Consider the following 25,862-nt stretch of genomic DNA (forward strand, 5'->3'; position numbering starts at 1 on the left):
GCCCGGCCACCGGCCCGGCCGGTGCCGACGTCGCTACTCCGCGAGCCAGTGGGCCAGGAGCACCGGATCCGGCGGGGTGGGCAGCGCGCGGCCGACGGCCAGGGCCAGTTCGGGGCGTTCGGTCAGGGCGTTCCCGGCGGCCCGCTCGCCGCACTCGGCCAGCGCCAGGCCGAGCCCGGCCCAGGCCGCGGGCCTGGCATCCGGACCGCTGAGCTCCTCGCCGTACAGCTTGACCGCGGTCGTGGCGTCGCCGTCCACCAGCGCCAGATCGGCGGGGACGACACCCGGCACCTTCCTCGCGGGGTTCTCCGCCGCACGCAGGGCGTCGAACTCCCCGGGGGCGACAAGGCCGAGGCGCGCCAGCAGCGCGAGCGTGTCCAGTCGGCAGGCCCCCGGATCGGCCCGCAGCGCGGGCTCGGGGTGCCGCGTGACGGCGTGCCCGGGCCGCCCCGCGGACCAGGCCTCCGCCAGCTCCTTCGCATGCGCCGCGGGCACCTGGAGATGGTGTGCGCGCCAGGTCGCACGGTGGTGGACCGTCGCGAGGTGCGCGAGGCGCTGTTCGCGTACTCCCACCGGCTCCGCATGCCAGCCGGTGGTCTGTTCGTCCAGGCTGTCGACCAGCGCGTGCCCCAGGGGAGTGAGCGCGGGGTGCTCGCGCAGGGTTCCGAGCACCCCGCGCACGGCGCTGCGCCACAGCGCGTGCTCGAAGCCCGCGAGCCCCTCCGCACCTCGTGTGCGCCAGTAGTGCGCGACCCCGGAGAAGGCATAAGCCCCATGGACCAGCCCGCCGAGAGGGCGCGGATCGTCCCGCCAGGGCGCGTAGAACAGCTCGTCGCACTCCTCGAACAGGGGCGTGAGAAAGATGAGGCCGTTGAGCAGGGTGTGCCGGAACTCATGTACGAGGGCGACGCCGAGCTGAGCCGGGAGGACGTCCTCGTCCTCGTCCGGCTCGGAGAGCAACAGGCACCCGAACGCGTCGCTCGACGAAGCCGCCCGCGCACGCAGCCGCTCGCCCCGCGGCAGCGGAACGACGGAGCGCAACCCCGTGGTCAGGGCCCGGGCGCTGACCACGTGATCGTTCACCAGCACCGGCCACATGCGTGCGAACCAGTGCTGCCAAGAAGCGAACTGCGCGGAGGAGAGCCGTCCCGGCGCCGCCAGCGCCGGCACCGGTGCGTAGGGTCCCAGGTCGTCGAGGGTGACGGTCAGCCGCATGCCCGCGTGCTCCGCGCGCAGCCGCCGCTGCCCCTCCCACCCCGGGACGTCGTTCTCCCTGTCGTCCGGCAACGTCACGGTCACGTCGCCCGCGGCGACCCGGACCGCGCCGTCGTGCCCCCACACCTCGGCGGTGCCCCAGGGATCACCGCCGACCGTCGCCCGGCCGAGGCCCGGCAGGAACACCCGGCCGTCCTGCACCGGCACGCGCGCGCGGAAGTCGGCGCCGGCGCCGATGAACACGGCCGCCGCCAGCTGCCCGAGGAACCCCAGTTCCACGCGCAACGGGGGCTCACCCACGGTCGCCGCCGGATCCGGGCGGGACAGTCTGCGCAGCAGGCTCGCCGACCACACACCGACCTGCGGGTCGAGGAGCACCGTACGGAAGCCCGCCGGGTCCGCCCGCTCGGCGGCTTCGAGCAGTCGCCAGGCCCGACGTACGTCGTCGGCATCCGCTGCCGTCTCATCCGCTGCCGCGTCGCGGATCGCACGCAACAGCAACAGGCGTCGGCTCGACTCCGCGTCGAGCAGGAATCCGACGGCTTCCTCGTCCTCGGTGACGGAGTTCAGCGCGTCCAGGACGGGTTCGGAAAGGTGGTGACGGCGCATCGGCACGACGATTCCTTGTTCACAGGGCCGTGACTGGGGCACTCCGTGGCAGATCGCGACGGGGCCCTAACTGCCGTCGCTGCCCGCGATGGTGGAGAGGGGGCGACCGACCCGAAGCCTCAGGCGCTCGATCGACGGCCGTAGAACGGCGTCATCAAGGGCCGCGACCTCCTCGAGCGACAGCGCCGACAACGTGGGAAGCCAGGATTGCGGCGCCCCGGAGAGCACCGCTTCACGGGAGGTGACGTGTTCCCTCGATGACATGGCGTCACGGTATATCAACGTGTGCTCTCAAGAAACGCTGAACCACTGCACCAGCGCGGTTTGCCCGCCCTCCGGCGGCGGAGGACGGGCACACAACCAGGACGTCAGCACCAGGCAGTCAGCACGAGGGCAGTCAGCACGAGGGCATCGGCACCAGAACGTCAGCCCGTCAACGCCGGCTCACTGTCGGACAGCGGAGCGCCCGCCGCCGGGTTCGCGCTCTCCTGCTCGCCGACCGCGGTGTCCTGCGCCCCCTCGACATGCTGCGCCGGCCGCTTCGGCAGCGCGAACATCAGCAGGAAGATCGCGACCATCACCGCCACGACCCAGCCCAGCGCGTGCTGGAAGCCGTTGACGAAGGCCGGGCCCACCTGGGCCTGGGTCAAATGGTCGCCGATCTGGCCGAAGAAGACCACGGACACCAGGCCGAGTCCGAGCGCGTTGCCCATCTGCTGCACGGTGTTGATGAGGCCGGACGCCGAACCGGAGTGCTCGCGCGGGACCTCCGACAGCACCGCGTCGGTCAGCGGGGCCACGATGAAGCCCATGCCCGCGCCCATGACGACCAGCGGAAGCGCCATCTGCCAGGAGGCGATGGACAGGCCGTACCGCTCGGACTCCCAGATGTAGAGCAGCACCCCGGCCGCCATGATCAGGGCGCCCGCCTGGAGCACCTTGCGCCCGAAGCGCGGGACGAGCAGCTGCACCGACATGCCCGCCGCGGCCGACACCGCGATCGAGAACGGGACCCCGGTCAGACCCGCCCGCAGCGGGCGCCAGCCCAGGCCGACCTGCATGTACAGCGTCCAGACCAGGAAGAAGATGCCGAGGCCGACCCCGAAGACAGTCTGGACGGCGATGCCCGCCGCGAAGCTCTTCACCTTGAACAGCGACAGCTCGACCAGCGGCGAACCGTCCCGCGCCGCCTTCCGCCGCTCGAACGCCACCAGCGCCGCGAAGACGAGGAGGGCGCCGCCCATCGACATGTACCCCCACAGCGGCCAGCCCAGCTCACGCCCTCGCGTCAGCGGGTAGAGCAGCATCAGCAGGCCCAGCGTCACGAGGGCCACGCCGACGAGGTCGAGCTTGAGGGCCTTCGGGGCCTTGGACTCGCTGATGAAACGTCGTCCCAGGATCAGCGCGGCGATGCCCACCGGCAGGTTGATGAGGAAGATCGGCCGCCATTCGAGACCGAAGAGGTTCCACTCGGTGAGCAGCGCGCCGAGCAGCGGGCCGGACACGGCGCCCAGGCCGACGATCGCTCCGAAGAGGCCGAAGACCTTGCCCCGCTCGTGCGCCGGGAAGGTCGCGTGCACGATCGACAGCACCTGCGGCACCATCAGCGCGGCCATCCCGCCCTGAAGAATGCGCGAGGCGACGAGCATCTCCGGGTTCGCGGCGAAGCCGCACAGCGCGGAGGCGATCGTGAAGCCCCCTATGCCGACCAGGAAGAGCCGCTTGCGGCCGTGGATGTCGCCGAGCCGTCCACCGGTGATGAGCCCGGCGGCGAAGGCGAGCGCGTAGCCGGCGGTGATCCACTGGATCTGGCTGAAAGACGCGCCCTCGTCCCGCTGGATCGAGGGAATCGCGATGTTGACGATCGTGACGTCGACCAGGTCCATGAAGGCCGCGGTCATCACGATGGCGAGCGCGAACCAGCGCCGTCGGTCGGCCGCGGCTGCCGGGCCCTGCGGCGGCTCGGCCGGACTGCTGGGAGTGGTCTCGGTGGAGGTCATGGCTTGAAGGTAGACCCCCATTAGGTCAGATCATGTCCTAGATGTGCGGCACTCTGGGAAACATGACGACGGACACCCCGGCCCGGCTCCTCCAGCTGCTCTCCCTCCTCCAGACACCCCGCGAATGGCCCGGCGGCGAGCTCTCCGAGCGGCTGGGCGTGTCCCGGCGTACCGTCCGCCGCGACATCGACCGGCTCCGGGAGCTGGGTTATCCGGTGCAGGCGACGAAGGGGGCCGACGGCGGGTACCGGCTGGTGGCGGGCAAGGCGATGCCGCCGCTCGTGCTCGACGACGAGGAGGCGGTGGCGATCGCGGTGGGGCTGCGGGCCGGCGCCGGGCACGCGGTCGAGGGCGTCGACGAGGCCTCCGTACGGGCCCTCGCCAAACTGGAGCAGGTGCTGCCGTCCCGGCTGCGCCACCGTGTGTCCACGCTCCAGGCCGCGACCACCCCGCTGACCAGCGGGGACGGGGCGAGCATCGCGCCGGAGACGCTGACCGTGATCGCCGCGTCGGTGACCGGGCGGGAACGGCTGCGGTTCGCCTACCGCTCGGGGGACGACACCCCCTCCCAACGCCTGGCCGAGCCCTACCGCCTCGTGTCCACCGGCCGTCGCTGGTACCTCGTCGCCTACGACCTCGACCGCGACGACTGGCGCACCTTCCGCGTCGACCGGATCGCCGAGCCCTTCGCGACCGGCGTCCGTTTCACGCCACGCGAACTGCCGACGGGGAACGCGGCCGAATACCTGCGGCAGTCGATGTACGGGCGCCAGGAGACGTACGACTTCGAGGTGGCCTTCGCCGCGCCCGCCGCGTTCGTCGCGGCCCGTCTGCCCAAGTGGTTCGGCGCGCCCGAGCCGATCGACGAGCGCAACTGTCTGCTGCGTTCCTCCGCCGGGGACTCCGTGGAGTGGCTGGCGGTACGGCTCGCGATGGTCGACTGCGAGTTCACGGTGCGACGGCCGGCCGAACTGGTGGAGTGCGTACGGGAGTGGGGCGGGCGCCTGACCCGGGCGGCGGGCGGCTCGGAAGACGGGTCGGAGGGCGGGACAGGGGGCGGGGCGGGAGACGGGGCGGAGGGCGGTCGCCGGGAAGGGCGCGGCGTCAGAGCCGGGTGAGCCCCGCGCGGGCCCGGCGTCCAGAGGAAGCCACACGGGAGGAAAGTCACGCGGTACCCCAGGGAAAGTCACGCAGCGCTTCCAGATGACGTACCGCGAGCGCGACCGGTCCGGCCGGACCGTCGGCCGGCTCGTCGCCGGCGGCCCAGACCTCCACCGCCGCGCGAACCGCCGCACCGGCCACGGCGGCACCGAGCCGGAACTCCGTCCCGCCGCCCGCCACGGCAGCCCTCGCCTCCAGCACCCGAGCCAGCGTCCGCTCCGCCCCCTGACACGCCTCGCCCCACACCCTCAGCAGCGCCGGGCTCCCCTCGGCCAACCGGAGCAGGGCGCGGACCCAGTCCATGGACTCCGGTCGCACCCCTACGCCCGGGGTGAGGGTCTGGACGACGGCGTGGCGAAGCGCCTCCGGCACGGACAGGTCGGCCGGGGCGTCACGTACGGCCTCGGCCCACTTCTCGACGCCCGCGGAGAAGAGCGGGGCGAGGCACTCTTCCTTGCCGGCGAAGTAGCGGTAGAAGGTGCGTGGCGCGACACCGGCGGCGCGGGCGATGTCCTCGGCTCGGGTGGCGCGCAGACCGTGCCTCATGAAGAGCCCGGCCGCGGCCCGCGCGATCTCCATCCGCGTGGCGGCCTTGCGTCGCTCCGTGAGCGAGAGCCCGGGAACGGCGGCCGCGCGGTCGGTACCGGTCACGAACGGCAGGTTATGCCCCTGTGGCACAATCTGCCATCCGGGTCACCCCGGGGTTCAGGTACGGGGTGGCCCGTCTGCCTGCCCGAAAACCACCGCTCCCCCGGATCGCGGCCCGATCGAACCCCGGCCCGCTCCGAACGAACCCCGCCCCGTCCCCGGACGAGCCCCGGCCGACCCCGCCGAACCCTGCACAAAAAGGAGCCGAGCCCCGGCGCCAGGGGGGGGAAGGCGCCGAAGCTCGGCTCTGGAGAGTCCCGGCGCGGGGGGGGGAGTGCGTCGGGACTCGGTTCTGGGGGGTCTTGGGGCTGCGCCCCGGGACCCTGAACCCTGGGCCCTGAAGTCTTGTGCCCAGAGCCCAGCGAGTTAAGCGGCGTTACATGGCCATGTCCGGTCGACTTATGGCCGACCTCGGGGCCGTCAGATCCGTCAGATCCGTCGAACCCGTACGAACCATACGTGGCACACCAACCACATGAACCACGCAAACCGCACGAACCGCGGACATTCTTAAGCCGCCGCGTCAAAACCGGTGTCGCGGGCCAGCTTCTTCAGCTCCAGCAGCGCGTGCTTCTCGATCTGGCGGATGCGCTCACGGGTGAGCCCGTGCTCCTTGCCGACCTCCGTGAGCGTGCGCTCCCGGCCGTCGTCGATGCCGTACCGCATCTTGATGATCGAGGCCGTGCGCTGGTCGAGGCGGCCGATCAGGTCGTCGAGCTCCTCGCTGCGCAGCAGGGTGAGGACGGACTGCTCGGGCGAGACCGCGGAGGTGTCCTCGAGGAGGTCACCGAACTGGGTGTCACCGTCGTCGTCCACCGACATGTTCAGCGAGACCGGGTCGCGGGCCCAGTCCAGGACATCCGTCACGCGCTCCGGGGTCGAGTCCAGCTCGGCGGCGATCTCCGCGTGCTCGGGCTCGCGCCCGTTCTTGCGGTTGAACTCGCGCTGCACGCGACGGATCCGGCCCAGCTCCTCGACCAGGTGCACGGGGAGGCGGATCGTGCGCGACTGGTCGGCGATGGAGCGGGTGATGGCCTGACGGATCCACCAGGTGGCGTACGTCGAGAACTTGAAGCCCTTGCGGTAGTCGAACTTCTCGACCGCGCGCACCAGGCCCGCGTTGCCCTCCTGGATCAGGTCGAGCAGGGGCAGGCCGCTACGGGGATACCGCCGGGCCACGGCGACGACCAGCCGCAGGTTGGAGCGGATGAAGACGTCCTTGGCCCGCTCCCCCTCGGCGACCAGCGCCTCGAGCTCCTCGCGGGTCGCGTCCGCCTTGGGGGCATCGACCTCGTCGTCGAGGATCTGCCGAGCGAACACACCCGCCTCGATGATCTGGGACAGCTCGACTTCCTTGGCGGCGTCGAGCAGCGGCGTACGCGCGATCTCGTCGAGGTACATGCCGACCAGGTCGCGGTCGGCGATTTCGCCGCCTACGGCGCGAACACTGCGTGCCGCGTCGCTGGTCTCGCCGGTGGCGGACTGACGACGGGCGACGGCACGGGTTGCCATGCGTGCTCCCTTGCGATGGTGGGCTTGCGGGTCCTAGTGGCGGCTCGGACACTCTTCCGAGTGCCCGGCATCCGAAGGAAACAACGACTGGAATCCGGACAGAATTCCCAACCCGCCCTCCTATTTTTCTGATCATGCAGTACCCTGTGCCGCCACAGCGGGAGGTCGGATGTCAACGGAACGTACAGAGGCGCAGGTCAGGCCAGGAGTCGAGGCCGACCTCGACGTTCTCACGGCCATCTACAACCACTACGTTCGCGAGACCCCCATCACATTCGACACTGCCGTCTTCACCTCGGAAGAGCGTCGCCCTTGGCTGCTCTCCCACCCTGAAGACGGCCCGCACCGCCTGATGGTTGCCACGGACACGGACTCACAGGGGGTTCCCGGAAACGCACAGCGAATTCTGGGATACGCCACGTCCAGCGCGTTCCGCCCCAAGCCCGCCTACGCCACCTCAGTCGAGGTCACCATCTACCTCGCCCCGGACGCGGGCGGCCGGGGCGTCGGCACGCTGCTCTACAAGGCCCTCTTCGAGGCGCTCGCCGACGAGGACGTGCACCGCGCCTACGCGGGCATCGCCCAACCCAACGAAGCGTCAGTGAGGCTGCACGAACGCTTCGGGTTCCGCTACGTCGGTACGTACCGGGAGGTGGGCCGGAAGTTCGGCCGGTACTGGGATGTGGCCTGGTACGAGAAGGACCTCCAGCCGACGGACCTCTAGCCGATGGACCTCTGACTGAAGGACCTCTGGATCAGCCGAACTGCACCGACCGCTTGGCCAGCCCCAGCCAGAACCCGTCGATCACCGACCGCTGCTCGTCCAGCTCGCCCGTGGCGTCCGCCGCGCCCATCGTCACGAAGAGCGGGGCGAAGTGCTCGGTGCGGGGGTGGGCGAGCAGGCCGGCCGGGGACTTGTGACCGAAGTCGAGCAGGGCGTCCCAGTCACGGGCGTCCAGGGCCCGGTGGCCCCAGTCGTCGAACTCGACCGACCAGGAGGGGATTCCGCCCTGGCGCAGCGCGGCCAGGTTGTGGGTGAAGAAGCCGGAGCCCACGATCAGGACGCCCTCGTCGCGCAGCGGCGCCAGCTTGCGTCCGATCTCCATCAACTTCACTGGATCGAGGGTCGGCATGGAGATCTGCAGGACAGGGATGTCGGCGTCGGGGAACATCTCGACCAGAGGGACGTAGGCGCCGTGGTCGAGGCCGCGGTCCGGGATGTCCTGGACGGGAACGCCCGGGGCGCGCAGCAGCTTCCGTACGGACTCGGCGAGTTGGGGGGCGCCGGGAGCCGCGTACCGGACCTGGTAGTAGTGCTCGGGGAAGCCCCAGAAGTCGTAGACGAGCGGTACGGTCTGGACCGCGCCGAGGGCCAGCGGGGCCTCCTCCCAGTGGGCGGAGACCATCAGGATCGCCTTGGGGCGGGGCAGTTCGGCGGACCAGGCGGCCAGCTCTCCGGGCCAGATCGGGTCGTCGGCGAGCGGCGGAGCGCCATGACTGAGGTAGAGGGCGGGCATGCGCTCCTGCGGGGCACGCCCCTCGGTGACGGCAGACGTGGCGACAGACATGGCGGCTGCTCCCTCCGGGGGTCCATCGTAAGACCGATGGGGAAGTTATTTGAAGTCTCAAGCTTCCATGCGGAACCATACTCTCGATTTGTTTAATATTCAAGAAGGGGCTCGTACAGTGGAGTACATGACTACGGCATCCGCATCCGCTGAAGAGCCGCGCTGGCTCACCGACGAGGAACAGCGCACCTGGCGTGCGTACATGAACGCCGCCACCCTCCTCGAGGACCATCTCGACCGTCAGCTGCAGCGCGACGCGGGCATGCCGCACGTCTACTACGGTCTGCTCGTCCAGCTCGTCGAGGCGCCGCGCCGAAGGCTGCGGATGACCGAGCTGGCCATGAACGCGAAGATCACCCGCTCGCGTCTCTCGCACGCGATCGCCCGCCTGGAGAAGAACGGGTGGGTGCGCCGCGAGGACTGCCCCTCCGACAAACGGGGCCAGTTCGCCGTCCTCACCGACGCCGGTTACGAGGTGCTGAGCAAGGCCGCGCCGGGCCATGTCGACGCCGTACGGCAGGCCTTCTTCGACCGGCTCACACCCGAACAGCACAAGGCCCTCGGCGAGGCCATGCGGATCATCGCCGAGGGGCTGCAGCCGAAGGACGCGGGCGCGGACCTGCCTTGGCTGCGTTGACGGGGTGATGGGGTTACGGGCTGACGGGCTGACAGGGTTACGGGCTGACGGGCTGACAGGGTTACGGGCTGACGGGTTGACGGGTTGACGGGCTGACCGGGAGTGGACGCGGGTCCGCCCCGGTCCCGATGAACTCGGAACCGGGGCGGACCCTGGGAATCGTACGGGCGAGGCGTCCCCACCCCGCGCCCGCACTCGAAGCACCTGAAGCACCGGAGGTACCAGCGGCGGTACGGGCGGTACGGGTGATCAGTGGGCGATCACCGGCACCTTGACCTCGTCCTCGACGCCGTCGCCCGCGCCGGAGGCCGCGGACATGTCCGGGCGGCCGGTGTTGACGAGGGTCGCGGCGATCGTGGCCGCGACCACCAGGATGCCGACGGCGAACCAGATGGCGTTGGTGTAGCCGTTCACCATGCCCTGCAGCTGGACGAGCTGCTGCTGCGACTTGGAGGCGGCACCACCGATGTGGTCCTTGATGTACGAGGTGGTCGCCGAGGCGGCGATCGTGTTCAGCAGGGCCGTACCGATCGCGCCGCCCACCTGCTGCGAGGTGTTGACCATCGCGGAGGCGACACCGGCGTCCTTCGGCTGCACACCGTACGTGGCCAGGGACATGGCCGGCATGAACGCCGTACCCATACCGAGGCCGAGCAGCAGCTGGGCCGGGAGCAGCAGACCCGCGTAGGAGGAGTTGACCTCCATCTGGGTCAGCAGCAGCATGCCCACGGCGGCCAGGGCGAAGCCCGGTGCCATCAGCAGCCGCGGCGGGACGCGGGTCATCAGACGGGCGCCGATCTGGGTGGAGCCCGTGATCATGCCCGCGATCATCGGCAGGAAGGCGAAGCCGGTCTTGACCGGCGAGTAGCCCTTCACGATCTGCAGGTAGTAGGTCAGGAACAGGAACAGGCCGAACATCGCGATGATCGCGAGGCCGAGCGAGAGGTAGACACCACCGCGGTTGCGCTCGGTGATGACGCGCAGGGGCAGCAGCGGGGCCTTGACCTTGGACTCCGTGAACACGAAGGCCGCGAGCAGCACCGCCGAGGCGACGAACAGACCGATGGTGGTGGAGTCGCTCCAGCCGTTGGACTCGGCACGGGTGAAGCCGTAGACCAGGGAGACCAGGCCCAGGGTGGAGAGGATGACACCGGGGATGTCGAGCGGCGAGCGGTTGCGGCCGCCGGCCGGCTCACGGATGACGAAGTACGCGCCCAGGGCGGCGATGATCGCGAACGGGATGTTCACGAAGAACGTCCAGCGCCAGTTCAGGTACTCGGTGAGGAAGCCGCCGAGGATCAGGCCGACGGCGCCACCGCCACCGGCGATCGCACCGTAGATGCCGAACGCCTTGGCGCGCTCCTTGGCGTCGGTGAACATCACCGCGAGCAGCGAGAGCGCGGCGGGGGCCAGGAGGGCACCGAAGGCGCCCTGCAGGGCGCGGGCGCCGAGCAGCATCGCCTCGCTCTGCGCGGCGCCGCCGATGGCGGAGGCGCCCGCGAAGCCGATCAGACCGGTGACGAAGGTGCGCTTGCGGCCCCACAGGTCGGCGATACGGCCGCCGAAGAGCAGCAGACCGCCGAAGGCGAGGGCGTAGGCCGTGATGACCCACTGACGGTTGCCGTCCGATATCCCCAGGTCCTGCTGGGCGGAGGGCAGCGCGATGTTCACGATGGTCGCGTCGAGGACGACCATCAGCTGGGCGAGCGCGATGAACGCGAGCGCTTTCCAGCGGTTGCTGTGTGCGTCGGCGAGTTCGGCCGCCGACTGTGCCGAGGCTGAGGTGCCTGTTTCAGACATGGGGATACCCACTCCGGTACTTCGCAGTGAAAAAGGTGAGGGAAGGTCACGGGAGCCGGCGGCTCGTCGTCGACGACGGCCGCAAGCCTCCGGAAGCTTGTTGGACTAAGTTCGGACTAACGTCGGACTGAAGACTGGCGCTGTGCGCCGATCTCATCGGTCAGGCTGGTCTGGATGCTGGTCAGGCTGTTCGCAGATCCTCCACGGTGGCCGCCACTCCGGGCAGTACGGAGCGGGCCGGTGCCCGCAGACCGTCCAGGAACAGCTGCAGATGACGGTGCACGAAGCGGTCGATGCCCTGGCACGCGGTGCCGGGCAGCGGCCGGGTGAGCTGACTGACGGCGACCATGAGGTCACCTGACTCGACGTCGGGCCGCAACTGTCCGGCCTCGCGGGCGCGCCTCATCAGCGCGCCGACCAACTCCATGGTCCGCTCGCTTGCGGCGAACAGATCCGGGTGGTGCTGGTCGAAGGCTTCGGAGAGCATGGGGCACAGGGCGCCGATCCGCTCGTCCGCCGCGAAGTGCACGAAGTCGCTCAGCGCCTGGAAGGCGTCGGCGCCCTCGCCGAGAGCCGACTCGATCCACTCCGACGTGCGGTCCATGACCGAGCAGACGACCTCCCGCGCGAGCGCGTCGCGGTCCGGGAAGTTGCGGTACACCGTGGCGTTGCCGACACCGGCGCGGCGGGCGATCTCGTCGAACGGCACGTCGGGGCCGAACTCGACGAACATCTCACGCGCGGCGGCGACGATCCGCTCCCGGTTGCGCAGGGCATCGGCGCGGGGCCGGGGCACGCGACGCTTCACGGGGGTGGCGGTCTCCACGGCGTACTCCTCAGACGTAGGTGTAGGAAGACTGTGGCGCGATCCGGGGAATCCGTCCCCGTTTCGCTCGGACACATGGCTAAACGGGGAAACGGTCCCCGGTTATTTCCCCCATTCCCAGCGATCTGATGTGACCTGCGTCACTAGGGGGTGGGCGGCCCACCGCGGCGCGCGGCCGAACATCCGACGCGGCCCTCAGCTCGGCATCCGCCCCCGCCACGGCTCGGCATCCGCCCCAGCCCTGGCCCGCACATCCGCCCCATCCCACGCCCTCCCCGGCCCACGCCCCCACATCCGCACCGCCCCGCCCCGCCCCACGGCCAAACCTCTGACGCGGCTCCCGTCACCCCTCCCCCGGCAAGAAACCCACGTTCGGGCTCTTCCAGCGCGCGCCCCCGCATCCCCCGTCACAGGGTGATCGCACAGGGTGCAGCCGGTGACCGGGCGGCTGCCGTGAGCGAAGGGCCCCTGCATGAAGCCGATGCAGCCCACCACCCGCCGGATACGCTCGCGCCGCGTGGCCGCCCTCGCCACAGTGACCCTTCTGACGCTGACGGTCAGCACCTCCGCCGGCACCGGTCACCTCCCGGCGGGCTCCACGACGGCGGGCTCCATCGCGCTGGCCCGCTCCACGGCGCTCGGTCCCTGCATGATCAGCGGCGCGATGGGCGTACAGATGGGCGAGGGCATACCGACCCAACCCGGATACGCCCGCTCCACCGGCACCGTCCGAGCCCTCACCCTGATGGTCGACTTCTCCGACGCGCCCGGCCCGGGCAGCGCACTCGACCGGCTCGCCGAGTTCTTCCCGCAGACCCAGAACTGGTTTCGCACCAGTTCCTACGGCCGCCTCGACTACCGCCCCGAGACCCCCATCCACCACTGGCTGCGCATGCCCAAGCCCTTCAAGGCGTACGGCATAGAACGCGGCGCCCCCTTCGACCCCGGCTACCGCGATCTGGTCCAGGACATAGTGGCCACGGCCGACCCCGAGGTGGACTTCCGCTCGTACGACCTCCTGAACGTGCTGGTGACGCCGAACGCCGGGCCCTCCGCCCTGGACACCGTCCTGTCCGTCACCTTCGCCGGAAACACCGAGGCCCCCATAGCCGACGGCGTCCCCGTCTCCAACGCGTCCTTCGTCTACAGCCGCCAGGACGACGGCTCCGGCTCCTACGCCGAGACCGGCTACCGGGTACTCCCCCACGAGAACGGCCACACCTTCGGCCTGCCCGACCTCTACACCCCGGAGGGCGGAGGCGCGGTCGGCCACTGGGACATCATGAGCGAGGACTGGGGAGCCGACAACGACCTCCTCGGCTGGCACAAGTGGAAGCTGGGCTGGCTCGACGAGTCGCAGGTCAGATGCGTCGCGTCGCCCGGGACGACGGAGTACACCCTCACCCCGCTGTCCCGGCCCGGCGGCGAGAAGCTGGTCTTCGTACCCACCGGCACCAAGACGGGGTACGCCTTCGAACTGCGCACCCACGACGGCAACGACTCCGCCGTCTGCCGCCCCGGCATCCTCATCTACAAGGTCGACGCGGGCGTGGACACCGGAAACGGCCCCATCACCGTCTACGACTCCAAGCGCCACAGCGGCGGCTGTACCCGCAGCCCCAACGTCCACGCGGAACTCTCCGACGCCCCCTTCGCCCCGGGCGAGTCCTTCAAGGACCCCAAGACCGGCATCACGATCGCGGTCACGGCGGCGGATCCGAACGGTGACTACCGGGTGTCCGTCACCCGCCGCTGACCGGCCGCTCCCTCTCCCCTCCCCTCTCCTCCCCTCCCCTCCCCTCCCCTCCCCTTCCCCTCACCGGCCGCCCCCGGTCCCTGACCAGCCGCTCCCCGCCCCCCGACCGTTCTCTCCCCCGCCGCTCCCGGCCCTCCGACCTGCTGACCTGGCCGTGCAAGGACTACGGTGTCTGTCCTGAGTCTCTTCGGAGATCCGCGACTGCGTCTCTTCAGAGATCCGCATCGGAGAGCCCATGCAATCGAACGTCGCACCGGCCCCCGGGACCGGCACCAGCAGCGCCGCAGGCGCCGAGGCCGCGGTGCCCGCCGAGGCCGTCACCCCCCTCATCCGCGGTATCGCCGTACTGCGGCGGCTGACCGACGCCGACGGAGTGTCCAGCCTCAGCGGGCTGGAGCGGTCCACCGGGCTCGCACGCTCCACCGTCGACCGGATCACCGCGACCCTGGCGCGCCGGGGGTACGTACGCCTCGACGGCCGCGACGCCGTCCTGGCCCCCCGTCTGATGGAACTCGGCAACGCCTACCTGGCCGCCCTGCGCCTGCCCCGCCTCCTCGACGCGCACGCCGACGCCCTCGCCGACGAGCTCGACGAGTCCGTCTCGCTCGCGGTCGGCGACCAGGACGGCATCCGCTTCATCCACCAGGCGACCCGGCGCCGCGCCATGTCGCTGAGTTTCCGCATCGGCGACCTGCTGCCCGCCGAACGCACCGCGCCCGGCCCGCTGTTCGCCACCGAGTGGGGCGATCGGGAGTGGGCGCGGTGGCGAGAGCGGCGCGCGGCCGACCCGGAGGACCGGGGATTCCCGGCGGTCCCGGCGCGGAGCCGGCCGATCGAGTACGGCGAGGACGACCGAAACGACGAGAAGGACAGGATCGGCACGAGCCGCACGAACAGTAAGAACGGCAAAGACCTCACCGCCGCCAAAGACCTCACCATCGCCAAGGGCCTCACCGGCGAGGACCTCACCGTCGCCGAAAGCCTCGCGGCGGACAGGCCGCAGGAGCCGGGCGCCGGCCGAAGCGCACGTCGGCTTCCCGCCCTCGGCGACGACTTCGAGCAGCGTACGGCCGAGGCGCGGGAGGCCGGCTGGGCGCTGGACGACCAGTTGATCGAACCGGGCCTGGTCGCCCTCTCCATGCCCGTACGGGAGGCGGGCCGCATCGCCTGTGTGGTGAGCGTGGTCAGCCACACCAGCCGGCACACCGCGGCCGATCTGCGCGACACCCTGCTGCCCCGGCTGCGGGAGGCCGTCGCCGCGATGGAACGGGAACTGCGCGAGGCACAGCACGCCGAATCCGTCACGCCCCGCACCACCGCCGCCCCCTCCGGCCTCGCCGTCTGGACCGGCGCCTCCAAGCAGGAACTGGGCCGGGAGTTCATCGAGTCGCTGGCCCGGGGCCTCACCGTCATCACCGCCTTCGGCGAGGGTCGCGCCGAACTGAACCTCACCGAGGTCGCCCAGGCCACCGGACTCGCCCGGGCGACCGCCCGCCGCGCCCTGATCACCCTGGAACACCTCGGATACGTCACCGCGCACGACCGCGTCTTCCGCCTCACCCCCCGCGTGCTGGGCCTCGGCTTCCCTCCCCTGTCACGGACCTCGCTCGCCGAGATCGCCGCCCCGCACCTCACCGAACTCTCCCAGCGGCTGCACGACTCGGTGTCGCTGGCGGTCCTGACCGGCGACGAGATCCAGTACACGGGCCGTGTCTCCACCAGCCGCGTCATGAGCGTCCACATCACCATCGGCACCCGTCTGCCCGCGTACCCCACCGCGCTGGGCCGGGTGATGCTGGCGGACCTGCCCGAGCCCCCGCTCACCGAACTGCTCCCGTTGACCCCCCGCACGATCACGGACCCCGCTCGGCTGAAGGCCGTCCTGGACCGCGTACGGGAAGAGGGATACGCCCTGGTCGACGGGGAGTTGGAGGTGGGGCTGCGCTCGGTCGCGATGCCGGTGCGCGAGCGCGGCGGGCGGGTCGTGGCCGCCGTCAATGTCGCGATGCACAGCAGCCGCCGTACGCCCGAGGAGTGCGTCGCCGAGGTGCTGCCGGAGTTGCGGGCCACGGTGGGACGGATCGAGGAGGACCTGTGGGTGGCGGGACGGTTCCGCCGGGTACCGCGGACGTGACGCGTCGGCGCGTACCCCTTCTGACGACCGCCTGAGCACGGGAACGCCCGTGTCCGGGCCACGGGAACGTGGTCCGGACACGGGCGGGAGCAGGTGTGCCGGTCCCCCTGGGCGTCAGTGGCCGACCTCCACGCCCCCGGCCGAAACGACTTCGGACTCACCCTCACCCGACACCCCTTCCTCCGACACCCTCTCCTCCGACACGACCTCCTCCGACAAAACCTGGGTCGCACCCTGGTCCGAGGCTCCGGCGGGCCGGCCGTCGCGCATCAGGAAGACGGCGAGGACGGCCGCGACCAGGACTCCCGCCCCGCCCGCCAGGAAGCTCGCCGACATCGCGCTGGTGAAGGCGTCGTGGGCGGAGGCCAGCAGGGACTTGTCGCCGGTGCGGGCGGCGACGGCGAGGGCGTCGCCGATCGAGTGGCGGGCGGCGGCCGGGGCAGCGGCGGGCATGTGGCCGGTGAAGGTGCTGGAGAGGACCGCGCCGAGGACGGCGACACCGAGCGCGGCGCCGGCCTGCTGGACGGTGTCATTGAGCGCGGAGCCCACACCGGCGTGCTCGTCCGGGATCGCACCCATCATGGCCGACATCGCCGCGGGCATGGTCAGCCCGCCACCGGCGCCCATGAGGCACATGGCACCGGCGAGGACGCCCCACCCACTCTCCGGGTTCAGCGTGGACAGCAGCCCGAACCCGGAGGCGATGACGAGGAGTCCGAAGACCACCATGGCGCGGTTGCCGGTCTTCGGCAGCAGGGCGGCGCCGACGCTGTTGAAGGCGAGGGTCGCGAGGGCCAGCGGGGTGAAGGCGAGACCGGTCTGGGTGGCGGAGTAGCCGAGGACGAACTGCAGGTACTGGGTCAGCACCAGCATCAGGCCGCCCTGGGCCAGGGTCAGCAGCACGAGGGAGAAGCTGGCGCCGGTGAAGACACGGTTGCGGTAGATCGAGACCGGGATCATCGGCGAGGAGCAGCGGCTCTCCCACACCCCGAACCCGACCAGTGCGAGCACGGCGACGCCGAGCGAGAGCTGCGTGCCCTGCTGACTCAGCCCGCCCTTGGGGAACTCGATGATCGTCCAGATGAGCGCGGTCATGCCGACCATCGACAGCACCATGCCGATCGGATCGGCCTTGCGCCAGGGCCCTTTGGACTCGGGCATGAGGACCAGCGCGGCGATGATCGCGAGACCGGCGATGGGGATGTTGAGGAGGAAGACGACCCCCCACCAGAAGTGGGCCAGCAGCGCGCCGCCGACGACCGGACCGCCGACGAGCCCGACCATGGCGACGGCGCTCCAGGCGGCGATGGCCTTGGGCCGCTCGGCGTCGTCGAAGACGGTGACCAGGATCGACAGCGTGCTGGGCATGATCAGCGCGCCCCCGACGCCCATCAGCACCCGCCCCAGGATCAGTGCCCCGGGCGTGGCGGCCTCCATGGCCACCACCGAGGCCGCCCCGAAGAGCGCGAGCCCGATGACCATCACCTTCCGCCGCCCGAACTTGTCGGAGAGGCTGCCCGCGGTCAGCAGCAGCCCGGCGAAGACCAGCATGTACGAGTCGAGGATCCACTGGAGGTCCTGGGCGCTGGCCTTCAGGTCCTCGGCGATCGTCGGGATCGCCACGGTGAGAACCATGTTGTCGACGACCAGCACCAGGGTGCTGAGGCACAACACGATCAGGATGAGCCAGCGACGCGGATGACGGTCCATCTCACTACCTCTCGAACGACGGGCTGAGCCGCACACACCGTGCGCTCTGTGGAACACCGTACGGCGATGCGCACACTGTACGCAAGAGAGAACACCGTACGAATCCATGGGCACGCGTACGCACCCTGCGCATGCTGTGCGCTACGGTGACCGGACCGGGAGAGAGGAAGCCGAATGTCCCCCCAGGAGCAGGCCGAAACGGGGCCGCAGACGCCCGTCCAGTCGGTGTGGACCCGCCCCCGGGCCGGCCGCGAACAGCCGGCGCTGAGCCGGGACCAGATCGTCGCCGAAGCGCTACGCCTGCTCGACTCCGACGGCATCGACGCCCTGAGCATGCGCAAGCTCGGCACCCGCCTCGGCGCCGGAGCCACCTCGCTCTACCGGCACGTGGCCAACAAGGACGAGCTCATCGAGCTGGCCATCGACGAGATCTACGGCGAAATCGAGATCCCCCGGTCCACCGACCCCGCGACCTGGCGCGCGGACGCGACCGGCTGCGCCCAGAGCCTGCGCGCGACGATGCTGCGCCACCCGTGGATCGCCTCGGTCCTCGGCGAGATGGGCATGTCGTACCTCGGCCCGAACGCGATGCGCCTGGCCGAGTTCCTGCTCGCCCTCTTCACCCGCGCGGGCCTGCCCACCGCCGAGGCCGACCAGGCCGCCTCGACCCTCGTCGCCTACGTCACCGGCATGGCCACCAGCGAGGCCGCCTACCTCAACGTCCTCGCCCGCAGCGGCCACACCGAACAGCAGTACGTGGAAAGCCTCTGGCCCACCGCCGAACAGGCCGCCGAGTCCTACCCCCACCTCCGCGAGGGCTACGCCGAACAACGCGGCAAGGATCCCCGCACCGCCCGCGACGAGAACTTCCAGTACGGCCTCGACCGCGTCCTGGACGGCCTGGAAACCCGAATCATCCACTGACCGAACGCCAGAACCCCCACCCCACCGAATCCGCTACGCTAGTCGCCGGGTCTCCCAGAGATCCCCCCGCCTTCGTAGCTCAGGGGATAGAGCACCGCTCTCCTAAAGCGGGTGTCGCAGGTTCGAATCCTGCCGGGGGCACTAGGCAAAAGGCCCCGGACCGATCATGGTCCGGGGCCTTTGACGGCAGCATTTGACGGCAGTCGCCTCTCAGGCAGCAGGCAGGCGGCGCTTGAGCAGGCGATCCATGTGGCTGATCGCCTCCCGCTGCGTGTCGTGCACGACGTGCGTGTAGACGTCCATCGTGATGCTGATCTGGCTGTGTCCGAGGATCTCCATGATGACCCGCGGGGCGACCCCGGCCGCAGTCAGCAGCGTCGCGCAGCCGTGCCGTGCATCATGCAGCCGAACCACCCGCAGCCCGGCGTCTGCGGCAACCCGAGTGAAGGACCGGTAGACGTTCCGCGGCTCCACCGGCCGGCCGTTCCTCGTCGCGAAGACGTGGCCGTCCTCAGACCAGGCGACGCCGGTACGCGCGAACGCCTCCCGTTGCCGGAGCCGGTGCCACCGCAGCGGGGCGAGGCACAGGGCGGGCATCGGAACCACCCGACTGCGACGGCTCTTGGGGTCGTCGTCATAGAGCGTGCCCCTGCGACGCTGGGTCTGCTGACGCACGTGCAGCACCCGGTTGTCCAAGTCCAGGTCCGACCAGCGCAGGCCCACCAGTTCACCGCGGCGCAGTCCCATGGCGACGGCGAGCACGAACGCGGCGTAGAGCGGGTCGCTTCGTGCCGCCTCCAGGAACGACAGGGTCTCCTCCAGCGTCCACGGGCGAATCTCCCGCTGCTTGACGCGCGGCGGCTCCACCAGCGCGGCGACATTGCGTGTGATCAGTTCCTCTCGGACGGCTGCCGAGAGCGCCGTGCGCAGCACCCGGTGTGCTTCCTTCCCGGTCGCGGCCGTGTGGGCGCCTTGCACTCGAGTGATGAAGCGGCGCACGTCGGCAACGCTCAGAGATTCCAGCCGCTTGGGGCCCAGGATCGGGACCAGGTAGAGCCGCACGTGAGCCTCGTACTTGTCGTACGTGCTGAGCTTGCGGCGCGGCTCGACGTAGTGCTTCAGCCAGTAGGGCAGCCACTCGGAGAGCTTGGCGGAGCGGGTGGGCGTGGGGATGCCTTGGCGGTCGCGTCGGACCAGTTCCTGGCGTTTGGTGTCGCACTCCTCCCAGGTGGCGCCATAGACCGTCTTGCGCTTGCGGGTGCCGTCAGGCTGCGGAACGTACACACGGGCTTCGTACCGGCCATCCTTGCGCTGCCAGATGCTGCCGGCGCCGTTTGGATTCCTCTTGCGTGCCATCAGGCGGCTTCCTCCAACTGGTCATTGATGAAGGCTCGAAGAGCATCGGCAGGCACGCGGCGGCATCGGCCGATCTTGATGCTCTTGAGCTGTCGAGAGCGGATGAGGTCGTAGACCTTGAAACGGCTGAGGCTCAGTGCCTCCATCACTTCGGGAACCGTGAGCGCTTGGTGAGTGGTGGGCAGGGCGGAACTCACTGCGGCCTCCCAAACGGGGCTGTTGGCTTCCTTCTGGGGAATCCGCCACGTCCGCCACGCCGCCACATCGCAGGTCAGAGCCTTGATCGTGTGGCGGATAGCGTTTTTGTGGCGGATAGGTACCGCCACACCCAGGGGATGCGGCGGCACCGGGAGAGCCGGTTTGGTCAGCCGGCGAGGACGGGCTGTGTGGCGGTTTCCGCGGACGTGTGGCGGATAGCTGTGGCGCTATCCGCCACGGATTCACCCCCGCTGACCTGCGGTGTGGCGGACGTGGCGGACGTGGCGGATTCTCCGGGGGGCGGAGGGCAGTACCTCACCCACGCGTCCGCGAGGTCTTCCGCGTAGTAGCCCTTGGGGAAGCCCGACGGGGTGCGGATGCCGCGCGACTTGATCGGCTTGTTCGCGTGAGTGACGTACTGCCCCAACAGCCGTCCCAGAGTGCGGGAGTTGATCGGCTTGTCGTCCAGATCGCCCCACGGTCCGTCGTCCATGCGCAGCAGGCATTCGATGATCGCGGCGGTCGGCATGCGGTCTGCGCCGCAGAACACCTTGTCTCGCAGGTCCGTCAACAGCCTGATGCCGATGGAGGATTCGTCGTTGTCGTGGGCTGCGCTGATCAGTTCCACACAGGCGGCCCGCGCCCGTGCCGGCCAGTCGCCCCCGGCTGCGTCCGCGACGGCGAGCAGGGGCTCCCACACATCGGCGGGACGGTCGGTGACGCCTTCGGGCATCTCGGGCCACGCGTTCGCCACGCGGTCGCGGACGGTGTCGGCCCATTTGGCGAGGCGCTCGCGCAGGGCGTGGCCTTGCTTCTCGTGGGTGCGCTGCCGGTAGGGCTCCACTTTCTCGTTGGGGGCGCGCTTGCGCATGCGGACGATGACCGCGCGCGTGAGAACGGTGTTGGGCAGGGACCCGAGCCCGGCCATGGCGACCGCGCAGTAGGAATCGAAGACCTGCGCGTTCTGGTTGGAGCCTTCGCCGACGCAGCGCAGGGCGCCGCCGATGCGCCGGTATCCGGCGTTCAGGAAGCCGCGCAGGGCCTCATCGGCGCCGGCCCTGGGACCGAAGATCGTGTCCACCTCGTCGAACAGCACGGTGGGCAGTCCTTCGGCCGAGTCGACCAGCCGGTAGAGGGCATTGGCGGATGCGGACACGGTGGCGACCGGTCGGGGGGTGAGCAGTTCCACGATCTCCAGCGCCCGCGACTTCCCCGACCCGGGCTCCGGGGACAGGAACGCGATCCTTGGCGTCGTCTCGAAGCACTCGATCAGATGGGCGTGCGCGTCCCACAGGGCCACGGCGACGTAGGCGGCTTCCCGGGGGAAGACGTTGAAGCGGCGGTGGAAGGCTTCCACCTCATTCAGCAGCGCGGCCCCGTCAATGGTGGCGGTCATGCGGCATACCTCCTGTCGGAGCAGCGGGCCGTGCCCGCGATACGGAGGACAGTGGGAAGAGCTGAAAGGACGCCCTGACGGGCGAACTTCTCTCGGGCGCCCACACCCGTTGCCCCGCAGGCCCGTTCGGCGTCCTGCGGGCCGTCCATGGCGGGGATGGGGCAATCCAGGCGGGGGGAGCGGGGGGCGGTCATACGGCCTCCCGCGGTGTGGCGTTGGCGATCAGCCACTCCATGGCGCTGCGGATCGTGGTGCGGCACTCGGCAGCCGGCAGGCCCGTCGACTCCCCCGCCGCCTGGATTGCCTCCTCGACCGTGGGGCGGGAGATGTGGCCCCAGGCGACGAACCGGGCCACCTTGCAGGTGCTGCGGTACAGCGTGTTATTCCGCCCGTTCGGGCCGCCCTCACTGGCGCCCCGGATGACGACGCATTCCCGCTCCAGCGCAGTGCGGGCGGCTTTGGTGCCGTCCCACACAGGTGTCGGGACGGGCGCGGCCGCCGGTTTAGCCCGCTCGGTGAGAAGAGCGTCGAGCCACCCGGGAAGCGGGGCGACAGGGGCCGCCTCGGCGACTTCGTAGGCGCCCTGCTCGGTGGCGCTGCCGGGGGCCACGATGTAGCCGCCCCAGGCACGGGTGTCGATGTGCGGGGCAAGCCGCTTCACGCTGCACTTCAACCGCATCCCGGCGGGGGCGGTGAAGTACAGGTGGCTGCCCCCGCTGGGAGTCCGCACCTGGTAGGTGAGCGGGAGCGGCTGTCCGGCGCGCTCGCAGAGCGCCTTGAAAGAAGTGGCGCCGTCAGGCGCTCCTTCCTGCTCCTCCGGTTTGGGCACGTCCAGATCGACAACGAGCAGACCAGCCGGGCCGGTGGCGATACCGACGTTGTACGGGCGGTTCGCCCACGCGGTCTGGATCAGGCCCGGGTCGGTGGTCGCCCGCTGCTCCGGGGTGCGGTGCCCGCCGACGCAGCGCCCGGTGCGGGGGCATGCCCGCTCGGGGTGCCCGGCGGGCCGCTTGGTGTTCGGGTGCAGGGGGATGACGGGCCAGCCGCGCTCTGCGGAGAGCAGAGCGGCAGCCAGCAGATGCAGGCTCTCCAGGGCCACGGGCAGGGGCTCGCTCACGCCTGCCGCCATGACCAGCGCGGCGGTAAGCCGCACTCTCGCCGAATGTCGGTGGGTTGCGTCATGCTGGAAGACCTCCACAGGTCTGTTGAAGGGACAGGTGGACAAGGGCGGCCCCGGATTCTTTGGCGAGATGGGGGGCCGCCCTTGGCGTTGCTAGAAGGGGGGCTCTTCGCTGTGCTGCGAGACTCCCGGGATGTCACCGGTCTTGGCCCACGGGTCGTCGCTCGCGGGGCCGTTCTGGGAGGCGCGCTTGGCGTTGATGGTCACGGTGGTGAACCGGATAGAGGCGCCGATGTCGTCGATCTCGACGGCGAGCATGGAGCGCTTCTCGTCCTGCTCGGTGGTCCAGTCGTGCTGCCGCATCCGCCCGCTGGCCACCACGCGGGAGCCCTTCTTGAGGCTGTCGGCGATGCGCTCGGCCAGCGTGCGCCAGGCGGCGCAGCGGTAGAACGCGGTGGTGCCGTCCTTCCACTGGTTGGAGGTGCGGTCGAAGGTGCGCGGGGTGACGGCGATGGTGAACTTCGCGAGCGCGGCGCCGCCCTCGGTGAACTTCAGCTCGGGGTCGCCGGTCAGGTTGCCGACGATGGTGATCGGGGTCTCTCCGAACGACATGCTGTCTCCCAGATGGTCAGTGCTTGCGGGCGAGCTTGAGGGTGATGCCGCCGACGCCGACGGGTCCGGCGGCGCCGGCGATGACGGTGGCGGTGTGGGCGGCGGCATCGAGTAGGAAGCAGAGCGCGGTGACCAGTCCCCAGCCGCCGAGGACCGTGGCCCCGGCGATCGCGAACGGGACCACGATCTGGCGCAGCGTGATGGCGTTCTCGTTCGTCGCCGCGGCGATGATGACGACCGGTTGACCGGTCGCCTGCGCGCGGTTCCAGGCGTCGGCAGGTATGTGCGGGGCGATGATTCCGGGCGGGTCGTTGTGGCCCATGGCGGGCTCCTTCGGGTGTGCCGCGGGCCCGCGCCAACAGGTGGCGCGGGCCCGTGTGGTGGGTGGGTTGCTTGTCGCGTTGCTTGTCGCGTTGCTTGTCCTCTCTCTTGTCGTGTGGCTTGTCGCTTGTCTTGTCTTGTCGCTTGTCTTGTCGCTTGTCGCCTCCCAGGTCACAAGCCGTTTCCGAGCCCTCACGACGCGTTGCACGGCTTCTCTTCGGGCGGGGGCGACAAGCGACAAGGTCAGCTTTCGGGAGGTGTCCCGGGGGCGTTGTCGTGGTGGACGTAGCGGGCCTTGGTGCCTTCCCCGATGCGTACTGCGGTGCCGTCCTTGGACCATTCCTGGAGCCAGCGGACGACCGTTTGGCGGGTGGTGCCGTACTCGTCGGTGAGCGCGCGGGCGATCGCGGACGCTCCGGTGCCCTCGGTCCCGGAGGCGAGGAGCAGGGCGAGCGCGGCCCGCTGCGCCGGGCTGTCCTGCTCCTGCTCGCGGTTGAGCGCGGACAGGTTCAGCCCACCGGGCGCCGGGGGCTCGGCACTCGTCGCGGTCGGCTCGGGTGCGGTGCCGAACTGTGCGTCGATTTCTGCCCGGAAGCGGCGCAGCATCTCGTCCTCGTGCGACGGTGCTTCGGGTGCGCTGCGCAGTGCGGACAGGTTCAGCCCCGACCCGGCCGCCGCGGACGACTCGATGCCGGCGCCGCTGTCGGGGGTGAGGTCGCGCATCCACGCGGTTCGCTCGGCATCCCAGCGCCGCGCGTACGCGGGCCCGGCGCCCTTGGCGGACATGTCGTCCAGCCGCGGGTGCCGCTCGGACGTAGCCGCGGTGATCTCCCGAATCTGGTTCGGGAGGATGCGCCACGCCTTGAACAGCGCGGCCGGCGACTCCGGGGTGCCCATGAACCCGGCGCCCTTGAACGGGGCCTGGTCCACGCGCAGGCCGCGGGATCCGGGGAACATCTTGCCCAGGTCCATGCCCTCGGTCTCCCCGCCGGTGAGGGCGACGCGGACCTTGGCTTCCCGGCGGATCATCAGGTTGCCCAGCACTGCCCCGGTGGCTCCGAGGGCGGTCAGGACGGTGCGCACGCCCATGGCGCGGGCGATGCGGATGACTTCCAGGATCTTTTCCGCGAGTTTGCGCATCGCCCGGTCCGGGCTGGCGAGGATCTCCGCGCCCTCATCGATCACCAGCATGATCTGAGGGATCTTCCGGCTGATGGGCAGTAGATCCGTATTGGCCTTGGCCAGGAGGTCCTGGTAGCCCATCTTGCGCTGCTTGGCGACACGGACCGCGGTCTCCAGCATCGCCATGGCTTCGTCGTAGGTTCCGGCAAGCCAGTCAATGCCCGGCCGCACGGCCTTGCCCTCCGGGGTCTCGATCTCCCTGTTCAGCGCGGGCAGGACCCAGGGCAGGCCAGCACTGCCGGCGTTGAGGTCGATCACCCACGTCAGCACGTCCTCGGCTCGGGCGAACCCGGCCAGGATCGTGTGGACCATGTTCGTCTTGCCCGAACCCGTCGGACCGACGACCAGCGCGCACTGCTCGCGCAGGTAGGCGAGGATGCTCGCCGCGTTCGTCCGGTACCCCCAGGGAATCCCAGTGAGCAGGGACAGAGTGCCGTAGTCGGAGGGGTAGGTGCGCTCTTCCTGAAGGACGTTGACCGTGGTCACGTCGATGATGACGCGGCCCTGGTCGATGCCGGGGGACGCGGTGGCGGTGCAGCCGTGCGGCAGCCTCGCATCGGCGGACAGCTTCGCCGACTCGGCGGCGATCTTGGCGTAGGTGGCGCCGCCCTGGGGGAGCTCGGCATCGATGGAGAACCCGGCCCCGGTCGGCCACTGCTCGACACCCAGCACGCGCACGGTGATCCCGCACACCCGCTGGATGCGCTCCACCCATTCCGCGGCGATCGCCCGGCGCTCCGCGGACAACTCCCGCGCGATCTGCCGCTCGGCTGCAGCGGTGGCCTCTTCCTCCCGGGCCTCCTCGAACAGCGCTGTCGAGCGGGCGGCGGCGCCGATCCCCACGCCGATGGTGGCGAGCGAGCCGAGGGCGGCCCAGGTCAGGGGACCGTGGGTCATGGCCCAGGTGGTCCAGCCGGCCCCGACGAGCCAGGACGCGGCGCGGGTGGCCAGCGTGCGGCCGGCATTGCGGACCCGCAGGCCAACGATGGTGTGGCCGAGGGCGCCGGCCGCGCCGACGGCAAGCGCCCAGCCCGGGGGCATGGCGGTTGCGGCGCCGGTGGTGGCGACGGCGAAGGCTCCGGTGGTGGCGGACAGGGCGCCGGTCACAGGTCCGTGACCAGCCGCCCAGTCCAGCACCGGGCCACTGCCCTGCTGTTTGGCGGTGGCGGTGCTCATC

The 25,862-nt window shown here is 70.5% G+C and carries 22 protein-coding genes and 1 tRNA gene; 7 read left to right on the forward strand and 16 right to left on the reverse strand.

The genetic code is table 11. The annotated features are described in order from the left end of the window. Positions 1-33: 33 nt before the first annotated feature. From AQJ27_RS32815 to AQJ27_RS32820, 3 genes are all read right to left on the reverse strand, one after another. Positions 34-1,824, reverse strand: a complete 1,791-nt coding sequence (locus AQJ27_RS32815; protein ID WP_067376407.1) for an HEXXH motif domain-containing protein — start codon at positions 1,822-1,824, stop codon at positions 34-36. A 66-nt stretch (positions 1,825-1,890) separates the two neighbouring features. Further along, positions 1,891-2,088, reverse strand: a complete 198-nt coding sequence (locus AQJ27_RS56575; protein ID WP_159064443.1) for a hypothetical protein — start codon at positions 2,086-2,088, stop codon at positions 1,891-1,893. Positions 2,089-2,249: 161 nt separating this feature from the next. Beyond that, positions 2,250-3,824: an MFS transporter gene (locus AQJ27_RS32820; protein WP_096240130.1), complete on the reverse strand. Its 1,575-nt coding sequence runs from the start codon at positions 3,822-3,824 to the stop codon at positions 2,250-2,252. A gap of 62 nt (positions 3,825-3,886) precedes the next feature. Between AQJ27_RS32820 and AQJ27_RS32825 the strand changes: the two genes are divergently transcribed. Further along, positions 3,887-4,942 carry a helix-turn-helix transcriptional regulator gene (locus AQJ27_RS32825; protein WP_067376564.1) on the forward strand — a complete coding sequence of 352 codons (1,056 nt, stop codon included), beginning with the start codon at positions 3,887-3,889 and terminating at the stop codon, positions 4,940-4,942. 46 nt (positions 4,943-4,988) lie between these two features. Here the strand turns inward: AQJ27_RS32825 and AQJ27_RS32830 are convergent, their stop codons facing one another. Further along, positions 4,989-5,564 carry a TetR family transcriptional regulator gene (locus tag AQJ27_RS32830; RefSeq protein ID WP_067376567.1) on the reverse strand — a complete coding sequence of 192 codons (576 nt, stop codon included), beginning with the start codon at positions 5,562-5,564 and terminating at the stop codon, positions 4,989-4,991. Between the two features lie 579 nt (positions 5,565-6,143). Beyond that, the gene (locus AQJ27_RS32835; RefSeq protein ID WP_067376413.1) at positions 6,144-7,145 is read right to left on the reverse strand and encodes a sigma-70 family RNA polymerase sigma factor; all 1,002 of its coding nucleotides are present in this window, start codon (positions 7,143-7,145) and stop codon (positions 6,144-6,146) included. Positions 7,146-7,314: 169 nt separating this feature from the next. On the opposite strand from AQJ27_RS32835, the gene AQJ27_RS32840 reads away from it, so the two are divergent. Next, entirely contained in the window at positions 7,315-7,869 is a 555-nt protein-coding gene (locus AQJ27_RS32840; RefSeq protein ID WP_067376416.1) for a GNAT family N-acetyltransferase, read from the forward strand. Between the two features lie 31 nt (positions 7,870-7,900). Here the strand turns inward: AQJ27_RS32840 and AQJ27_RS32845 are convergent, their stop codons facing one another. Next, positions 7,901-8,713 (reverse strand): dioxygenase family protein, encoded by an 813-nt coding sequence (locus AQJ27_RS32845; RefSeq protein ID WP_067376420.1) that lies wholly within the window; start codon positions 8,711-8,713, stop codon positions 7,901-7,903. Between the two features lie 127 nt (positions 8,714-8,840). Here AQJ27_RS32845 and AQJ27_RS32850 point away from each other — a divergent pair, with 127 nt between their 5' ends. After that, positions 8,841-9,350: a MarR family winged helix-turn-helix transcriptional regulator gene (locus AQJ27_RS32850; RefSeq protein ID WP_067376571.1), complete on the forward strand. Its 510-nt coding sequence runs from the start codon at positions 8,841-8,843 to the stop codon at positions 9,348-9,350. Positions 9,351-9,599: 249 nt separating this feature from the next. Here the strand turns inward: AQJ27_RS32850 and AQJ27_RS32855 are convergent, their stop codons facing one another. Both AQJ27_RS32855 and AQJ27_RS32860 read right to left on the reverse strand, forming a co-directional pair. Further along, positions 9,600-11,150, reverse strand: a complete 1,551-nt coding sequence (locus AQJ27_RS32855) for an MFS transporter (protein ID WP_067376423.1) — start codon at positions 11,148-11,150, stop codon at positions 9,600-9,602. Between the two features lie 181 nt (positions 11,151-11,331). Beyond that, on the reverse strand, positions 11,332-11,976 hold the full coding sequence (locus AQJ27_RS32860) for a TetR/AcrR family transcriptional regulator (protein WP_067376426.1): 645 nt from the start codon (positions 11,974-11,976) through the stop codon (positions 11,332-11,334). A 472-nt stretch (positions 11,977-12,448) separates the two neighbouring features. Between AQJ27_RS32860 and AQJ27_RS32865 the strand changes: the two genes are divergently transcribed. Together AQJ27_RS32865 and AQJ27_RS32870 are read left to right on the forward strand one after the other, a co-directional pair. Continuing rightward, positions 12,449-13,732: a M6 family metalloprotease domain-containing protein gene (locus tag AQJ27_RS32865; protein ID WP_067376428.1), complete on the forward strand. Its 1,284-nt coding sequence runs from the start codon at positions 12,449-12,451 to the stop codon at positions 13,730-13,732. 235 nt (positions 13,733-13,967) lie between these two features. After that, complete coding sequence (locus AQJ27_RS32870; RefSeq protein WP_079065421.1) at positions 13,968-15,866, forward strand: IclR family transcriptional regulator domain-containing protein; 1,899 nt, start codon at positions 13,968-13,970, stop codon at positions 15,864-15,866. A gap of 114 nt (positions 15,867-15,980) precedes the next feature. Here the strand turns inward: AQJ27_RS32870 and AQJ27_RS32875 are convergent, their stop codons facing one another. Beyond that, complete coding sequence (locus AQJ27_RS32875; RefSeq protein WP_079065422.1) at positions 15,981-17,576, reverse strand: MFS transporter; 1,596 nt, start codon at positions 17,574-17,576, stop codon at positions 15,981-15,983. 174 nt (positions 17,577-17,750) lie between these two features. Here AQJ27_RS32875 and AQJ27_RS32880 point away from each other — a divergent pair, with 174 nt between their 5' ends. Both AQJ27_RS32880 and AQJ27_RS32885 read left to right on the forward strand, forming a co-directional pair. Next, positions 17,751-18,500 (forward strand): TetR/AcrR family transcriptional regulator, encoded by a 750-nt coding sequence (locus tag AQJ27_RS32880; protein WP_067376433.1) that lies wholly within the window; start codon positions 17,751-17,753, stop codon positions 18,498-18,500. A gap of 68 nt (positions 18,501-18,568) precedes the next feature. Continuing rightward, a tRNA-Arg gene (locus AQJ27_RS32885) sits at positions 18,569-18,641 on the forward strand. A 69-nt stretch (positions 18,642-18,710) separates the two neighbouring features. On the opposite strand, the gene AQJ27_RS32890 is transcribed toward AQJ27_RS32885, so the two are convergent. The 7 genes from AQJ27_RS32890 to AQJ27_RS32920 form a co-directional block, all read right to left on the reverse strand. Next, a complete protein-coding gene (locus AQJ27_RS32890) occupies positions 18,711-19,856 on the reverse strand; it encodes a tyrosine-type recombinase/integrase (protein ID WP_067376437.1) in 1,146 nt (381 codons plus the stop codon). Further along, the gene (locus tag AQJ27_RS32895) at positions 19,856-20,053 is read right to left on the reverse strand and encodes a helix-turn-helix domain-containing protein (RefSeq protein ID WP_067376440.1); all 198 of its coding nucleotides are present in this window, start codon (positions 20,051-20,053) and stop codon (positions 19,856-19,858) included. The genes AQJ27_RS32890 and AQJ27_RS32895 overlap by 1 nt, the downstream gene beginning before the upstream one ends. Before the next feature lie 167 nt (positions 20,054-20,220). Then, positions 20,221-21,450, reverse strand: coding sequence for a DUF3631 domain-containing protein (locus AQJ27_RS32900; RefSeq protein ID WP_067376444.1), 1,230 nt, complete (start codon positions 21,448-21,450; stop codon positions 20,221-20,223). Positions 21,451-21,640: 190 nt separating this feature from the next. Beyond that, a complete protein-coding gene (locus AQJ27_RS32905; RefSeq protein WP_235613668.1) occupies positions 21,641-22,567 on the reverse strand; it encodes a bifunctional DNA primase/polymerase in 927 nt (308 codons plus the stop codon). 156 nt (positions 22,568-22,723) lie between these two features. Next, a complete protein-coding gene (gene ssb / locus AQJ27_RS32910; RefSeq protein ID WP_067376446.1) occupies positions 22,724-23,182 on the reverse strand; it encodes a single-stranded DNA-binding protein in 459 nt (152 codons plus the stop codon). A gap of 16 nt (positions 23,183-23,198) precedes the next feature. After that, positions 23,199-23,504: a hypothetical protein gene (locus AQJ27_RS32915; RefSeq protein ID WP_067376450.1), complete on the reverse strand. Its 306-nt coding sequence runs from the start codon at positions 23,502-23,504 to the stop codon at positions 23,199-23,201. Positions 23,505-23,746: 242 nt separating this feature from the next. Continuing rightward, positions 23,747-25,861, reverse strand: coding sequence for a hypothetical protein (locus tag AQJ27_RS32920; protein ID WP_067376452.1), 2,115 nt, complete (start codon positions 25,859-25,861; stop codon positions 23,747-23,749). Between the last annotated feature and the right edge of the window lies 1 nt (position 25,862).

This window comes from Streptomyces olivochromogenes, from assembly GCF_001514115.1.
GTDB lineage: Bacteria > Actinomycetota > Actinomycetes > Streptomycetales > Streptomycetaceae > Streptomyces > Streptomyces olivochromogenes.

Coding starts and splice junctions, on each gene's coding strand:
- AQJ27_RS32815 (WP_067376407.1), bottom strand. CDS start 1,824: ATGCGCCGTCACCACCTTTCCGAACCCGTCCTGGACGCGCTGAACTCC.
- AQJ27_RS56575 (WP_159064443.1), bottom strand. CDS start 2,088: ATGTCATCGAGGGAACACGTCACCTCCCGTGAAGCGGTGCTCTCCGGG.
- AQJ27_RS32820 (WP_096240130.1), bottom strand. CDS start 3,824: ATGACCTCCACCGAGACCACTCCCAGCAGTCCGGCCGAGCCGCCGCAG.
- AQJ27_RS32825 (WP_067376564.1), top strand. CDS start 3,887: ATGACGACGGACACCCCGGCCCGGCTCCTCCAGCTGCTCTCCCTCCTC.
- AQJ27_RS32830 (WP_067376567.1), bottom strand. CDS start 5,564: ATGGAGATCGCGCGGGCCGCGGCCGGGCTCTTCATGAGGCACGGTCTG.
- AQJ27_RS32835 (WP_067376413.1), bottom strand. CDS start 7,145: ATGGCAACCCGTGCCGTCGCCCGTCGTCAGTCCGCCACCGGCGAGACC.
- AQJ27_RS32840 (WP_067376416.1), top strand. CDS start 7,315: ATGTCAACGGAACGTACAGAGGCGCAGGTCAGGCCAGGAGTCGAGGCC.
- AQJ27_RS32845 (WP_067376420.1), bottom strand. CDS start 8,713: ATGTCTGTCGCCACGTCTGCCGTCACCGAGGGGCGTGCCCCGCAGGAG.
- AQJ27_RS32850 (WP_067376571.1), top strand. CDS start 8,841: ATGACTACGGCATCCGCATCCGCTGAAGAGCCGCGCTGGCTCACCGAC.
- AQJ27_RS32855 (WP_067376423.1), bottom strand. CDS start 11,150: ATGTCTGAAACAGGCACCTCAGCCTCGGCACAGTCGGCGGCCGAACTC.
- AQJ27_RS32865 (WP_067376428.1), top strand. CDS start 12,449: ATGAAGCCGATGCAGCCCACCACCCGCCGGATACGCTCGCGCCGCGTG.
- AQJ27_RS32870 (WP_079065421.1), top strand. CDS start 13,968: ATGCAATCGAACGTCGCACCGGCCCCCGGGACCGGCACCAGCAGCGCC.
- AQJ27_RS32875 (WP_079065422.1), bottom strand. CDS start 17,576: ATGGACCGTCATCCGCGTCGCTGGCTCATCCTGATCGTGTTGTGCCTC.
- AQJ27_RS32880 (WP_067376433.1), top strand. CDS start 17,751: ATGTCCCCCCAGGAGCAGGCCGAAACGGGGCCGCAGACGCCCGTCCAG.
- AQJ27_RS32890 (WP_067376437.1), bottom strand. CDS start 19,856: ATGGCACGCAAGAGGAATCCAAACGGCGCCGGCAGCATCTGGCAGCGC.
- AQJ27_RS32900 (WP_067376444.1), bottom strand. CDS start 21,450: ATGACCGCCACCATTGACGGGGCCGCGCTGCTGAATGAGGTGGAAGCC.
- ssb (WP_067376446.1), bottom strand. CDS start 23,182: ATGTCGTTCGGAGAGACCCCGATCACCATCGTCGGCAACCTGACCGGC.
- AQJ27_RS32915 (WP_067376450.1), bottom strand. CDS start 23,504: ATGGGCCACAACGACCCGCCCGGAATCATCGCCCCGCACATACCTGCC.
- AQJ27_RS32920 (WP_067376452.1), bottom strand. CDS start 25,861: ATGAGCACCGCCACCGCCAAACAGCAGGGCAGTGGCCCGGTGCTGGAC.